Consider the following 13,944-nt stretch of genomic DNA (forward strand, 5'->3'; position numbering starts at 1 on the left):
AAGTTTAGATTGGTAGAACAAAAAGACAGTTGGCTAGCTTGTGTTGAGTGGTTGTGTGAGCATTTTAATGTTCGCAGTCACCCTTCCAAAATAGTGTCTGGCCTACCTTTAAATGAAGGCAGGCTCAATGAATCCCTTTTTCCAAGAGCGATTGAGAAATCGGGGTTAACGCTGAGCCACGTTAAAAAAGAATTATTGAATCAATGTCAGTTCCCTGTTGTTGCTGTTGAGTCCGCGACAGGGTCTCCTCTTGTCGTAACCCAAAGCTCCGTTGGAGACTTTCAAGTATTGAATTGTGAATCCAACTTAAGCCAACAAATTCTCCTTAAAGACTTAGTCATTAAAGTGGATGCATTTGTTTGGCAAGTGGGTGCTCAAGCGCTTGATGACGCCCGTGTTCAGGCACATGAGCGCAATGACAGTAAATCCAACACCCGTTGGTTGTGGCGGGTGGTCAAAGAAGTGAAGCCTTGGTATCGCGATCTGTTTATCGCTTCGTTCTTGATCAACGTGCTTGCGCTAGTGGTTCCGTTATTTACCATGAATGTGTACGACCGTGTTGTGCCAAACCAAGCGTTTAACACGCTTTGGGTATTAGCAGCAGGCGTTGGTATCGTTGTTATTTTTGATTGGGTATTGAGAAGCTCACGAAGCTCTGTGACTGATATGGCTGGGCGCTATATTGATAACAAGTTGTCTTCTCAGCTGTTCTCGAAAGTCCTTGGTATGAAGCTCGAAAATCGACCTCAATCGGTAGGCGCATTTGCCAGACAGCTTCAAGACTTCGATAGCGTGAAAGATTTCTTCACTTCTATCTCGTTAGTCACTTTAGTCGATCTGCCATTCACTTTGTTATTCCTACTGCTTATCGGCTGGCTCGGTGGCGCAATGATGTTCATACCTGTCGCGATCATGCTTGTTTTGATTGTGCTGAGCATCGCGATGAAAGGCAAGGTCGAGAAAACATTCGATGAAACCGCACGTCTCTCGACACAAAGACAAGCCCAGCTGTTTGATTGCTTAACAACCCTTCCGGATATCAAGCAAAACAATGCTGAGGGTATTACCCAGAAGCGTTGGGAACAGACGATTTCGTCGCTCTCTCAATGGCAGACTAAATCTCGTCATTACTCCAATATCGTGACGCACTCTATTCAGTCCAGTCAGCAGATCGTTACCATCACTCTGATCATCTTCGGCGTGTATCAGATCTCTGAAGGCTTGCTGAGTATGGGTGGTTTGATAGCCGTTGTGATGTTGAGTGGGCGCGCTGCAAGTTCGGTGAACCAGCTTTCTCTTCTATTGCTGAGGTTCCAGCAAACACGTTCGGCCGTTGAAGGGCTGAATCAGATTATGGAGCTACCTCAGGAAGAGTCCAAACACCAAGTTATCGACAAAGGAGACTTTGATGGTGGGGTTAGGTTAGATGAAGTGACGTTTACTTATCCAGAGACTCAAAGCCCTGCATTAAAGGAGATTTCCCTAGAGATCAAACCGGGTGAGCGAGTTGGTCTTGTCGGTGCGGCAGGCGCGGGTAAAACAACTCTACTATCGATTGTTGCGCGCCAGTATTTGCCAACAACAGGACAAGCTTTCTATCAAGAAATCGATGGGCAATTATGGCCAACCAGCGTTCTGCGTAGTGGCATGGGTTGGGTAGGGCAAACCACTAATCTTATTTTTGGCAGTGTTTACGACAACGTTACGCTTGGTGCGACCAACGTTGATGAAGAAAAGCTAAGACAAGCTCTTCAACAGTCGGGTTTGAATGGTTACATGGGGCGCCTAAGCAATGGCCTTGAAACACCTGTCGGTGAGGGTGGTCGGTTACTTTCTGGTGGTCAGCGTCAAGCCGTTGCCATCGCGAGAGCTCTGTATCGTTGTCCAAAGTTGTTGATTATGGATGAGCCAACCAGTGCATTAGATAGTCAAGCTGAGATTCAATTCTTCAATGCGCTGCAAAGTATGCCGAGAGAAACCTCAATGCTAATCAGCTCCCATAAGTCTTCATTCTTGATGATGTGTGATCGAGTGATTGTATTGGATAAAGGTCAAATCGTGGCAGAAGGTGAACCTAAAGAAATTCTCTCTTTACAGAAGAAAAGTGTACCTAAAGGTACGAGCCGGTTTAAGACGGTATCTGTGGTGAAGGGAGGTCGTCATGAGTAATGATATTCAATGGACCAACAACCACTTAGCATTCCGCTCTCGAAAGCTGATTTGGTTGAGTGCTCTACTCATTGTATCAATTATCGGTTGGGCTACGTGGGCAACATTAGAAGAAGTCGTGATCGGTGAAGGTAAAGTCGTTCCAAGTCTTTCGGTGCAAACCATTCAGAGCTTAGAAGGTGGACTGGTTCAAGAGATCATGGTGCGACAAGGCCAATCTGTAGTGAAGGGGCAACCTCTAGCTAAGTTAGAAGACACACGTTTTAAGGCGGCGTTTTTAGAGTCGGCTCAACAAGCGGATACCTTGCTTGCTCAGCAATTAAGATTAAAGGCTGAGCTGTCGACGGTCGTTTTAAATAACGATGCGAAAGAGTGGTATGAGCGAGTGGTCTTGGTGCCTCAAGATATTGCGGTTGATGTATCAAGCCACCCTGCGTTAATGAATGCCAAGGCGAACTACCGAGAACGTTTAGGACAGTTGAAGTCTGAACTGGAAGAGGCGGCACTTCGTATCGAGCAACAAGACCAAGCTCGTGTCGATACGTTTAACAATATCCAGACTCTTGAAAGCAGCCTCGAGATTGTGATTCGTGAGCGCAACATGCTGAAAGACGTGGTAGCGAGCGGTGCTGTTGCGGAAGTTGAGCTACTTAAACTCAACCGTGATGTAGTCAAACTCAAAGGTGATATTGCTAGCTCAAAAGTAGCAGCGCAGAAGCAGATAGCTGCCTACTCAGAGTCGATAGCGGATCATCGAAGTATCGCTTTAGATTTTCGTACCAAAGTGCAAGGCCAGTTGAATGAAGTGGCGAGCAAGATAGCGCAGCTGAACGAAAGCCAGCAGGCGATTGCCGACCAACTCAAGCGTACTGAAATTGTCGCGCCCGTTGATGGCACAGTCAAAGAGATCTTTGTGCGTACCATTGGTGGTGTAGTTCGTCCCGGCGAGCCGATCATTGAGATCATTCCATCAAACAGTGACCTGATTGTTGAAGCGAGAATCTCTCCGCAAGATATTGCGTTTGTTCATAACGGGTTAGGTGCAACAGTGAAATTCACGGCCTACGATTTCGTCATTTATGGCGGACTTAAAGGCGAGGTGATTTACGTGAGTGCCGACGCCTTACAAACGGAAGACGGCAACGCCTATTATCGTGCCCATATTCAGTTAAACGAAGACCAGCAACAAAACTCTGCCTTTAGCATTATCCCAGGGATGCAAGTCGCGGTCGATATATTAACCGGAGAGAAAACAGTATTGAGTTATTGGTTAAAACCTATTTTACGAGCTAAGGAAAACTCACTTCGTGAACGATGAAGTGGGTTAAAGCATAAATATAAAAGGAAGTGTAATGCATTCAAAATTCTTACTCTCTTCTTGCTTGCTAATGAGTGGGCTGTCTCAAGCAGCTTCATTAGAAGAGTCCGTGGCCTTTGCCATCGACTATAGCCCAGAGATATTGGCGCAATACTCCCGATACCAATCGGTGGTCAGAGACGGAGACGCTGCGAGTGGTTTGTATATGCCACAAGTGAACTTGTACGCGGCAGCAGGCTATGAAGAGACACGCTACAACAGTGGCAGCAAACTCGATAGCGATGATAGAGGCCTAACGAGAACGGAAATTGGCGTTAAAGTATCCCAGTTACTATTTGATGGTTTTAAAACCACATCGAATGTCGATCGACTGACGTTCGAAGCAGAAGCTGAGCGTCTAACTCTGATTTCGCGAGCTGAAAACGTATCGTTAGATGTGGTGAGAAATTACCTCGATATCCTAAAAGCAGAGACGCTACTTGAATTGTCTAAGCGTAATGTAAAAGAGCACCAAGAGATCTATCAAGATATCCAAGATAAAAAGAGCAAAGGCTTGAGTAGCAACTCGGATCTGGCTCAAATCTCCGCCCGTGTCGCGACCGCGCAGTCTTCACTTATCGCCGCTCAGAACAACCTGTTTGATTTGCAAACTCAGTATCTACGCTTGGTTGGCAAACCTGCGGTGAACTTGGTTTACCCCCGGTTTGATTACGCTCTATTACCAAGCTCAGCACAGGTCGCACTTGAACAAGCTGTCGAGAATCACCCTGAAATCAAAGCCTCTTTGCTTGATATCGACGCGGCTCGTAAAGAGATGCGCCGCGAGAAAGGGGATTACTACCCAGAACTAAAACTTGAGCTTCATGCCAATAAGAATGACAACGTATCTAACCCGCCAGGCGGTGTCGATGAAGATGCACGTATCATGTTGACGATGGATTATGACCTGTTTAATGGCTTCTCTACCGACTCCAGGGTTGAATCGTCAGCTTGGCGAGTGGAAGAGGCAAGGGCGATCCGATTACGAACAGAGCGTGAGGTTCGAGAAGGTACACAACTGGCTTGGAACGCTTACAAAATGCTTGAGCAGCAAAAATCCTTACTTCAACAGAATGTTGATGCAGCGAAAATTGCAGAGCTTGGCTATATCCAGCAATTCAATGTTGGCAGACGAAGCCTTCTTGATGTACTGGATGCAAAAGTAGAAGTGTTTTTGGCTCGAAGAAACTTCATCAGCACTGAATATGATCAAACGTTAGCGGCTTATCGAGTGTTAAATGCGATGGGTATGTTGACGTATGCGTTGAGGATTGAACATCCAGAAGAGTGGCAAGGGGAGAATAAGTAATGAGATATTTTAAACTAGCGCTACTTAGCTCTATCTTGCTAATGGGATGTGCAGAAACGCCTGATACGACAATGACACGCCACCAAATTGATGACTTAGCGGATAATGACCGAGATGGTGTGATTAACCAGCGAGATCTATGTGCCGATACGCCAGAAGGTGTAACGGTAGACATTAAAGGGTGTGCTAATTGGAAAATTGTCGAAGATGTTGAAGTATTAAGTGTGGCATTTGATTTTGATAAGTATGACCTTAAACCTGATCATACCGCTGTATTAAATGAGTTGGTGCGTTTACTAGGAGAGCAGCCTGATGCTTCGGTTACCTTGGTCGGAGATACCAGTGCTGAAGGTACAAACGTTTATAACAAAGCATTGGCCAAGAAAAGAACTGGCGTGATTCGAGACGCATTGATTGATAGAGGCATCAATGGTGAGCGTATCTTCGAACAAGAGTTTACTCAGATAACCAGCTTAACTCAGCACCTTCACAAGCGTAAGCGCAGAACGATTGCGGTGATTAAGACAGAAAGCATGGAAGTGAATCCATCTTGGAACATCTTCACTTCAGAAATGCAGCTCGATAGTAATAGCGATGTTGAGTCTAAAACGTCGATTGATCCAGTAGGAGGCCAGTAATGAAACGTCTATCGAATAAATCGGGCTTACTGCTTGCTGCTGTACCTATGTTGTTCTCTGCATCGACGTTCGCGAATGATGCCAGTGACATTGGTTTGGTCGCGATTGAGCCGAATATGCAGGGGCTTGTAGAAGATCTGCTTAAGAGCCAAGAGATCGACTTAGAAATCTTGTTGAGTGACAGCGTCCCAGAACAGATGATCATGCAGCGCTCGCGTGTTGGTATCACTTCCAAAAAGTGGACTGACAAAGAGATGGCAAGGTTTGATATGCGTTACGGTTATAGGCCAACAGAGCTGATGTTTACCGCTGACGTGATTGCGATTCTAGCCAATGAAAATAACCCTGCGACATCAATCACCGTCGCTGAATTAATTGATGTGTTTGGTTGTTCTAACGATCCTAAACATCCAAAATGGTCAGCAAGTAGTGATATTCGTAACGGTGAAAGCCTAGATACTCATATGTTGCCCTTTGCCATTGATCACAACCTGAAAGGCCATACTACCTTTTCAAGTTGGGTCGAATGTGGAACAGAAGGAGAATATGCCCATACTCAGTTCTTAGCGGATTTACCTGATCTGATTAATAAGATTGAAGACGAAGATGCCGCCATTGGTTACACCGTTTACTCAGATCAGATCTCTGATGTGAAATGGTTGAGCGTGGTTGATAACCTAGGTGTGAACTACGACCTAAACAAAGAAACGATCCTCTCTGGTCGTTACCCGTTAGCAACGGTTTATTACATGTACTTGAATATTCCAGCGCATCGCAAAGGCTTTACGGAACAAGAGGAGTTCTTTGTTGGGCTTACCTTGTCACAAGATCATCAAGTCGTTTTGAACCAATACGGCTTCATCAGCTTGCCGCCAGAAGCTATTCAACGTAACAAAGTCAGATTGTCGCTTGAAGAGCCTGCTATTGAAGGTGGCTACAAGTAATGGGTATGTCATTTTGTAACTGTTGTGGGAGAGTGATATTCTCTCTTTCGTAATGGTTCTCAACGTGACGGATTACGTTATTCGGTGATGAAATTATCTAGCGGGCATGTATGCCCGTTTTTTTTCGCCTAAAATTTGCAACTCGAGCAGTTGTTTGTCGTTTGGTCACGTATAATGGACACTTCATATAGCGCTAAATAAGCCCAGTCGATGAAAATCTTTCAAGTTCTAATCTTGCCTCTAATGCTGTCCCTCAATGCTATTTCATTTTCAGCGCAAGCAACCGAAAGCTGGTGGCTAAGAACAGTATTTAACAGCAGCCCAAGTCAGCCGAATTCTCAAAACTATATTAACGACATCGAGTTGATGGATTGTGGTGAGATCGAAGATACGCTGTTATGCAGTGACTTAACCCAATATTACGATCTGGATGTGTATGTGGAACTGGAACTGGGCGACTCAAGCGTTGAAACAGTTCGCTTAAACCTGCCATATTCGGACCTAAGTTACACAAAGCTTCAGGCATACCTTCGCCAAGATGGCTTTGCTCTCAGTTCAATTCGTATTGGTGAAGATGAATTCGATGTTACAGCTCAACTCGAACAAGCTCGAAATGAAGGTGTTGGTTTCGATAAGGTGGATAAACAGCTGGTCGAATTCATCAACGCGCCTCACGGTTCAGCAGAGCAACTGAGTGTGTGGAATGTGCCTAGCTTATCTTCTTCTAGCTCTACTTCTCCTTGGATTCAGTTACAGAGTGATGGTGACAACTTAACGGTTGAACTTAATCGTTTTTAATTGCTCAAATTTATAGATAGTTTCGTTATTTATTAGGCTAAACAAGCCTTTCAGGAGAACGGCTCGCGGGCAGACAGCAAGTTATAATTCATTTAAGTGTTCGTTTTTCTGCGGCTCTCACATTTTTAATAAGCGTTTAGCTTTGCCATTTGTTATACGTTGAGCCTTCGGTAAAACGAGATTAGGATACGTTCAGTATTGATAAAGGAGACAACCCATGGTTGCAAGAGTAACGATAGCGCCACAAGGCCCAGAACTTTCTGAGCTGGTGCAAGGATACTGGCGTACAGCAGAGTGGGGCATGACCCCGCAACAACGCCTGACTTTCCTGAAGCAACATATTGATCTTGGCATCACAACTGTTGATCACGCGGATATTTACGGTAACTACCAATGTGAAAAGTTGTTTGGTGAGGCTTTAGCGCTTGAACCAAGCCTTCGTGATGATATTCAAATCGTCACCAAGTGCGATATCAACCTATGTGGTGACCACACTCCAGATCGTAAGATCAATCACTATGACACCAGCGCGCAGCATATTTACCAATCAGTAAATAACTCATTAGAGCACTTAGGTGTTAACGATATCGATGTATTGTTGATTCACCGCCCTGACGTGTTAATGGATGCCGATGAAGTAGCAGAAGCGTTCGCAGAGCTACACAAAGTAGGTAAAGTTAAGCACTTCGGTGTTTCTAACTTTTCACCGCGTCAGTTCGAACTGCTTCAATCTCGACTCGGTAAGCCGTTAGTGACCAACCAAGTTGAAATCAACCCATTGAACTTCGAAGTGGCTCATGATGGCACGCTAGATCAACTGCAGATGAACCGCATTCGCCCGATGGCGTGGTCTTGTCTCGGTGGTGGTAGCATCTTCAGTGGTGATTCAGCGCAAGCGGTTCGCGTTCGTGATGAGCTAGAGGCGATTCGTCAAGAAGTCGGTGCAGACAGCATTGATCAAGTGATTTACGCTTGGGTTCGTCGTTTACCATCTAGTCCAATTGCAATTATTGGTTCTGGTAAGATTGAGCGTGTGAAGACGGCCGTTGATGCACTGAAAATCGAGCTGACGCGCGAACAGTGGTATCGCGTATGGGTGGCATCTAAAGGTCACGGTGTGCCATAGAAAGCAATTCGTATAGAAGTCAAAGCCAGCTAAGTAAGCTGGCTTTTTTGTGTTCGCCTAACATGTTTCTCCAAAACTGTGATTAAGGTGGAATAATTTTCAAAAACACTCATAATGCACTCTGTTTTTCACCAGTTGGATATTTCCATTGAGCACTTCAAAATTCTCTTCAATCGCCCTTAAACCAGAGCTTCTAAATACGTTAGATTCTCTTGGTTATACTGAAATGACGCCGATCCAAGCGTTAAGTCTTCCTACTATCCTAAATGGCAAGGACGTTATCGGTCAGGGTAAAACGGGTTCAGGTAAAACAGCTGCTTTCGGTTTAGGCGTGCTGCAGAACCTACGCGTTAAGCGTTTCCGTGTTCAGTCTTTAGTGTTATGTCCGACTCGTGAGCTTGCAGACCAAGTAGCAAAAGAGATTCGTACTCTTGCTCGTGGTATTCACAACATTAAAGTGCTGACACTATGTGGCGGTATGCCAATGGGCCCACAGATTGGTTCACTAGAGCATGGCGCACACATTCTTGTAGGCACACCTGGTCGTATTCTTGATCACCTAGAGAAAGGCCGCATTGACCTGTCTGAGCTGAACACACTTGTGTTAGATGAAGCGGATCGCATGCTAGAGATGGGTTTCCAAGACGCTTTGGATGCTGTGATTGAAGCGGCGCCAAAAGAACGCCAAACTCTGCTATTCAGTGCGACTTTCCCTAAACAGATCAAATCTGTTGCAGACCGCATTATGCGCAATCCAGAAATGGTGAAGGTTGAATCAACACACGATCACTCAAGCATCCAACAACACTTCTACAAGTTAGAAGGTTCTGAAGCTCGTGATGACGCTCTAGAGCTGCTGTTGTTGCATCACCAACCGGAGTCTGCGGTTGTGTTCTGTAACACTAAGAAAGAAGTGCAGAACGTAAACGATGAGCTAAGCCACCGCGGTTTCAGTGTTATCGAACTTCATGGTGACATGGAACAGCGTGAACGTGACCAAGCTTTGGTTCAGTTCTCAAACAAAACCATCTCGATTCTAGTGGCGACAGACGTTGCGGCTCGCGGTCTTGATGTTGATAACCTAGATGCTGTGTTCAACTTTGAATTGTCTCGCGACCCTGAAGTTCACGTACACCGTATTGGTCGTACTGGCCGTGCAGGAAGCAAAGGCGTAGCGATCAGCTTTTTTAGTGAAAAAGAGATGTACCGTGTTGCTCAAATTGATGAGTACATGGACATGCCAATCGAGCCATCTGAACTGCCAGCAAAACCAATTGCTAAGCCGTACTACTCAAACATGGTTACCATCCAAATTGATGGCGGTAAGAAAGCTAAGCTTCGTGCTGGTGATATTCTTGGCGCACTGACGGGCCAAGGCGGCATTGATGGTAAATCAGTAGGTAAGATCAATCTGTTTGCAATGCGTGCTTACGTAGCGGTAGAAAGATCTGTGGCTAAAAAAGCACTGAACAAAATCGAATCAGGTAAAATGAAGGGTCGTCAATTCCGCGCCCGAATCCTGAAGTAATTCGAGACTGAATCCCTTTGCTGCGATATGTCTAATTAACGACATTGCTAATTAATGGCATTGCAGTAAAGGGTGTTCCACAAAATGCCACTTAAGTTTCTTATTTTAGGTTTATCGACCTAGTCCTCTATACCAAAGCATTATTCATCGGGTCTTATCGAATAAAGATCGTTGATATGTTTTCCTTCGCTAAGATACCAAGTCATCGCTTCCTGTCGATTGTGAACCAATATCGTGATTGTGGTTATTGAACCATCATCAAAATAACAAAGCTCATATTCTAAATCGCTTGGATGATCAGGAATAGCGGCCATAGCTTCCCTCCCAAATATCAATCATTTTAAATACGTCAACCCAACTCATTTATAGGGTTCGTATCACGTCAAATGAGTAATAAAATCAAGTCACATCACTGCCATTAATTATTTTTAGTTTAATCATTTGCCTAAATAGCTAGATTAGCAAGTTTGGGTCTCAATTTATCTCAAAGTTCTTACGACCACTGTTTATTAAGACTACTTTTATAAGAGCTAGAATTAGCGTTATAAAAACTGGGCTAACCTTAAAGGGATGAGTTAATCGGTTTGTGGCTTTGTTGAATGTCGTGAGAGGGTAGAATGAGAAAGTGCCGGTGGTTAGTTTTAGTGATCTGTTTTCTATTTACTGGGTGCGGGACCAAGTTCGCCTATAACAATATAGGTTGGTTTGTCGTTAGCTATATAGAAGATTTTGTTTCCCTCTCAAATAGCCAAGAATCAGAGCTTGAAGAGCGATTAGATATATTACAGAAATGGCATAAAGAAACTCAGCTACCTCTGTACATCTCGCAATTAGAAGCGATTCAAAACGTAGATCGGTCGGATATGAATCCCGCTTTTATTGTGGGCCAAAGTGAACAAACGAAAGAGCATATTCGCACAATCGTCAATAAGTTCGCTCCAGATATTTACGCCTTGAGTATGCAGCTTAGCCCTAAGCAAGACAGGGAGTTTTTAAAGAACTTTCGTGAAAAGCAGCAAGACTATTATGAAGAAAGGTTGTCGTTGAACGATGACGATTCGAGAGAGCGATACCGAAACAGAATAGAAGAGCGTGCAGAACGGTGGTTAGGTTCAGTATCGAAAGAACAAAAACAGATTATTTTGGCTTGGTCTAAAGAGTGGGTAAATACCAATAGCAGTTGGCGACAATATCAAAACAACATCTATGAAGAGCTAACGACGCTGATGGCAAAGAAGAGCGACCTACATATTGCTCAGCCAATTATTATGAAGTTGCTTTTAAACAATGAAGCTTATTATCCTGCTGAACTTGAGCCGCAGCTTAACCAAAATATGGAAACATCAGCCAAGTTTTTAGTAGATATGGCCGCGACCAGCAGTAACAAGCAGTGGGCGTATTTTATGAATGAGTTAGAAAGCCTCAAAGGAACGTTGGAGTCATTGCAAGAGTAGGGCGTCCCTTTTAAAGGCTAGCGGTTATTGTCGAGCTAGCCTTTCATCACACTTTAAGGTGAATTTCGGAACCTAACCCCTGTTACTCATCAGTAGTTTTGGAATCGAACTTTTGGCTGTCTTCGATATTTTCTGCATTAATTGGAAGCTCGGTTGTTGAATACCGTGGTCACTCTTCAGCTCATCGATCATTAATAACCACAACCTTGCTGTCATTTCTGAATCGGCTAATGCTCTGTGGAAAGTGCCGTCGTTATCTATGCGCTTGAATCGAACTAGGTCGCCCAACTTATGGGTCGGAGCGTCTTGGATTAGCCGACGAGCAATCAACATTGAGCATGCAAACTGTCCATTGTAATCACGTCCAATATTGTCTAATTCTGCGTCGAGAAAGCGTTTATCAAACGAGGCATTATGAGCCACAAGCTGACTGCCTTGGATAAAGTCTGCAAACTCATCCATCACTTCGCTGCAACTGGCCGCAGTGCTTAACATACGGTTACTGATCCCGGTATAGCTTTCAATGAAGCCACTCACACGAAACCCTGGATTCATGAGTTGTTGGAAGGTGTCGACGACTTCGCCGTTAACGAGTTTTACCGCACCGATCTCAATCGCTCGGTCGCCCATATTGGGTGATAAGCCTGTGGTTTCGAAATCGAGAACGATAACGGAATCTGCGGAGTTTGGAGCCATCGTGTTTCCTAATTGCTGTTTGGTAGTATCGCTTTGTATGGGGCGTTTGGTGTTGCTATGGGTAAATCAGTTATTTGCTATTGCTGATAGTAAGTTCAGTGTAACCCGTCGAATCGTCATGCTCTCTGTTGAAGGTCAAGGTATCGTAGCGGTGAACAATCAATTCAGCCGTGGTCGCGATAATCGTCCCTTCAAGCAAATGCCCACCAATTACATTGCCATTCTCATCAGCAACGGAGATATGAATATGCTGGTGGTTTGGGGTTAGCGTTGCCATCACCGAGACTATTTCGAACGGAGCTTGAACTAGCTTGGTGTTGTTGGCATTAGCTAAGCGAATATTGAGTTGAGAAACACATCCGACACAAGACGCAATAGAGCCCGCGGAGATATTGTGCGTTGTCACTAGCCTCTGGATCTCTAGCTTTAGGTCTTGGCCGCGGGTTAATCTCGTTGCGATAGGAGTGATCATCTTATTGCCTCAACGTTATATGTATTTCAAAGAACAAAACGAAGCCACATAGGGCTTCGTTTTATTTTCATTTTGGCTAACGCGACTTTTCTTTTGGTTAATGCAACTTTGCATTTTCTGTCGCTGAAATTACTTAGTCTTGTTGCTGTTCTCTTTTCTTCTTAGGAACGAAGTTCAATACTGAAATGGGTACTTCTTTGCGTGGTTCGAAACCTTCAACAACGCGACGTTCAATCAAGTGACCAAGACGCTTTTCAATAATGCACAGGTTTTTGAAGTTATCTTTTGATAGGAAAGAGATCGCTTCGCCAGATGCATCAGCACGGCCTGTACGACCAATACGGTGAACATAATCATCTGCTGGGAATGGCATGTCGTAGTTCACTACGCGGCTTAGGTTGTCGATATCGATACCACGAGCAGCAACACCCGTCGCGACTAAGTATTTTAGGCGACCTTTCTTAAAGTCAGCCAAGATTTTTTCACGAATCGCTTGGCTACGTCCACTGTGGAAAGCTTCCGCTTGAATACCACGTTTCTCAAGTTGAGCAACCAACTTAGCCGCGCCGTGCTTGGTTTCGATAAAGATAAGCGCTTGGTCCCAGTTACCTTCGGTAATCATGTGGCTCAATAGTGCTGACTTACGGTCTTTATCTACCGTTACCAACCATTGCTCAATGTTCGCTTTAGACGCATCAGTCTTGGCAATCGAAATCTCTTCCGCTTCACTGATTGCACTTTTCGCTAGTGCACGCACTGGCGTTGAAAGCGTTGCCGAGAACAGCAGGTTTTGGATGTCTTGTGGTAGACGCGCGATGATCTTGTTGATGTCTTCAATGAAACCCATGTCTAGCATGCGGTCAGCTTCATCTAGAACCAGTACTTCCACTTCATCAAAGTGAACGGCACGTTGTCCGTACATGTCGATCAAACGACCTGGTGTTGCCACAAGAATATCCACGCCTTCAATAAGACGATCTTTCTGGTGTTGGTAAGACACGCCACCGTACATCGCTAGTGATGTTAGGTTTAGGAACTTCGCGTACTTAGTGATGTTCTGTTCAACCTGAACTGCCAGCTCACGCGTTGGTGTCAGGATAACTGCGCGGATACGTTTTTTACGCTGCGTTTCACCTTTGCTTAGCATTTCTAAGATAGGGAGAACAAAGCTCGCAGTTTTACCTGTACCTGTTTGTGCTGCAGCAATAAGGTTCTTACCAGAAAGAACAATCGGAATTGCTTTTTCTTGAATAGAGGTTGGCTTTTCATAGCCTTGTTTTGCAACGGCTTTAACAATAGGTGAGCTTAATCCAAGCTTGGAAAATGGCATAAGTTTCTCGGTATGATTTGGCTAAATAGCGATGGAAAGGTTCAACAATCTTATATGAGGATAAGATTAATGGCTGCATTCTACCATGTTGCTTGCTCACCGCTAGTCACATGCACATAAAAA

At 44.6% G+C, this 13,944-nt stretch carries 13 protein-coding genes; 9 read left to right on the forward strand and 4 right to left on the reverse strand.

All coding sequences use genetic code 11. The annotated features are described in order from the left end of the window. The first annotated feature begins 9 nt into the window (after positions 1 to 9). The 8 genes from AB4138_RS07450 (at position 10) to dbpA (ending at position 9,869) form a co-directional block, all read left to right on the forward strand. Entirely contained in the window at positions 10 to 2,169 is a 2,160-nt protein-coding gene (locus AB4138_RS07450; protein ID WP_372305493.1) for a type I secretion system permease/ATPase, read from the forward strand. Continuing rightward, positions 2,162 to 3,487: an HlyD family type I secretion periplasmic adaptor subunit gene (locus AB4138_RS07455; RefSeq protein ID WP_017059471.1), complete on the forward strand. Its 1,326-nt coding sequence runs from the start codon at positions 2,162 to 2,164 to the stop codon at positions 3,485 to 3,487. The genes AB4138_RS07450 and AB4138_RS07455 overlap by 8 nt, the downstream gene beginning before the upstream one ends. A 34-nt stretch (positions 3,488 to 3,521) precedes the next feature. Beyond that, positions 3,522 to 4,835: a TolC family outer membrane protein gene (locus tag AB4138_RS07460; RefSeq protein WP_102321358.1), complete on the forward strand. Its 1,314-nt coding sequence runs from the start codon at positions 3,522 to 3,524 to the stop codon at positions 4,833 to 4,835. Beyond that, a complete protein-coding gene (locus AB4138_RS07465; RefSeq protein ID WP_017059473.1) occupies positions 4,835 to 5,473 on the forward strand; it encodes an OmpA family protein in 639 nt (212 codons plus the stop codon). Before AB4138_RS07460 ends, AB4138_RS07465 begins: the two co-directional genes overlap by 1 nt. After that, positions 5,473 to 6,417: a PstS family phosphate ABC transporter substrate-binding protein gene (locus tag AB4138_RS07470; protein ID WP_102333940.1), complete on the forward strand. Its 945-nt coding sequence runs from the start codon at positions 5,473 to 5,475 to the stop codon at positions 6,415 to 6,417. Before AB4138_RS07465 ends, AB4138_RS07470 begins: the two co-directional genes overlap by 1 nt. A 210-nt stretch (positions 6,418 to 6,627) precedes the next feature. Further along, on the forward strand, positions 6,628 to 7,215 hold the full coding sequence (locus AB4138_RS07475) for a hypothetical protein (protein WP_102321359.1): 588 nt from the start codon (positions 6,628 to 6,630) through the stop codon (positions 7,213 to 7,215). Positions 7,216 to 7,432: 217 nt separating this feature from the next. After that, on the forward strand, positions 7,433 to 8,341 hold the full coding sequence (locus AB4138_RS07480) for an aldo/keto reductase family oxidoreductase (protein WP_017064347.1): 909 nt from the start codon (positions 7,433 to 7,435) through the stop codon (positions 8,339 to 8,341). A gap of 148 nt (positions 8,342 to 8,489) precedes the next feature. After that, a complete protein-coding gene (dbpA, locus tag AB4138_RS07485) occupies positions 8,490 to 9,869 on the forward strand; it encodes an ATP-dependent RNA helicase DbpA (protein WP_017064348.1) in 1,380 nt (459 codons plus the stop codon). A 140-nt stretch (positions 9,870 to 10,009) separates the two neighbouring features. Here dbpA and AB4138_RS07490 read toward each other — a convergent pair whose 3' ends face one another. Then, the gene (locus AB4138_RS07490; protein WP_017064349.1) at positions 10,010 to 10,183 is read right to left on the reverse strand and encodes a hypothetical protein; all 174 of its coding nucleotides are present in this window, start codon (positions 10,181 to 10,183) and stop codon (positions 10,010 to 10,012) included. A 303-nt stretch (positions 10,184 to 10,486) separates the two neighbouring features. Between AB4138_RS07490 and AB4138_RS07495 the strand changes: the two genes are divergently transcribed. After that, the gene (locus AB4138_RS07495) at positions 10,487 to 11,323 is read left to right on the forward strand and encodes a DUF6279 family lipoprotein (protein ID WP_102320724.1); all 837 of its coding nucleotides are present in this window, start codon (positions 10,487 to 10,489) and stop codon (positions 11,321 to 11,323) included. Positions 11,324 to 11,395: 72 nt separating this feature from the next. Here AB4138_RS07495 and AB4138_RS07500 read toward each other — a convergent pair whose 3' ends face one another. The 3 genes from AB4138_RS07500 to AB4138_RS07510 form a co-directional block, all read right to left on the reverse strand. Then, positions 11,396 to 12,019 (reverse strand): PolC-type DNA polymerase III, encoded by a 624-nt coding sequence (locus tag AB4138_RS07500; RefSeq protein WP_102320725.1) that lies wholly within the window; start codon positions 12,017 to 12,019, stop codon positions 11,396 to 11,398. A 70-nt stretch (positions 12,020 to 12,089) separates the two neighbouring features. Next, positions 12,090 to 12,491: a PPC domain-containing DNA-binding protein gene (locus tag AB4138_RS07505; protein ID WP_372305497.1), complete on the reverse strand. Its 402-nt coding sequence runs from the start codon at positions 12,489 to 12,491 to the stop codon at positions 12,090 to 12,092. 133 nt (positions 12,492 to 12,624) lie between these two features. Continuing rightward, entirely contained in the window at positions 12,625 to 13,821 is a 1,197-nt protein-coding gene (locus AB4138_RS07510) for a DEAD/DEAH box helicase (RefSeq protein WP_017064352.1), read from the reverse strand. Between the last annotated feature and the right edge of the window lie 123 nt (positions 13,822 to 13,944).

It is taken from the genome of Vibrio sp. 10N.286.52.C3 (genome assembly GCF_041468865.1).
GTDB lineage: Bacteria > Pseudomonadota > Gammaproteobacteria > Enterobacterales > Vibrionaceae > Vibrio > Vibrio crassostreae_C.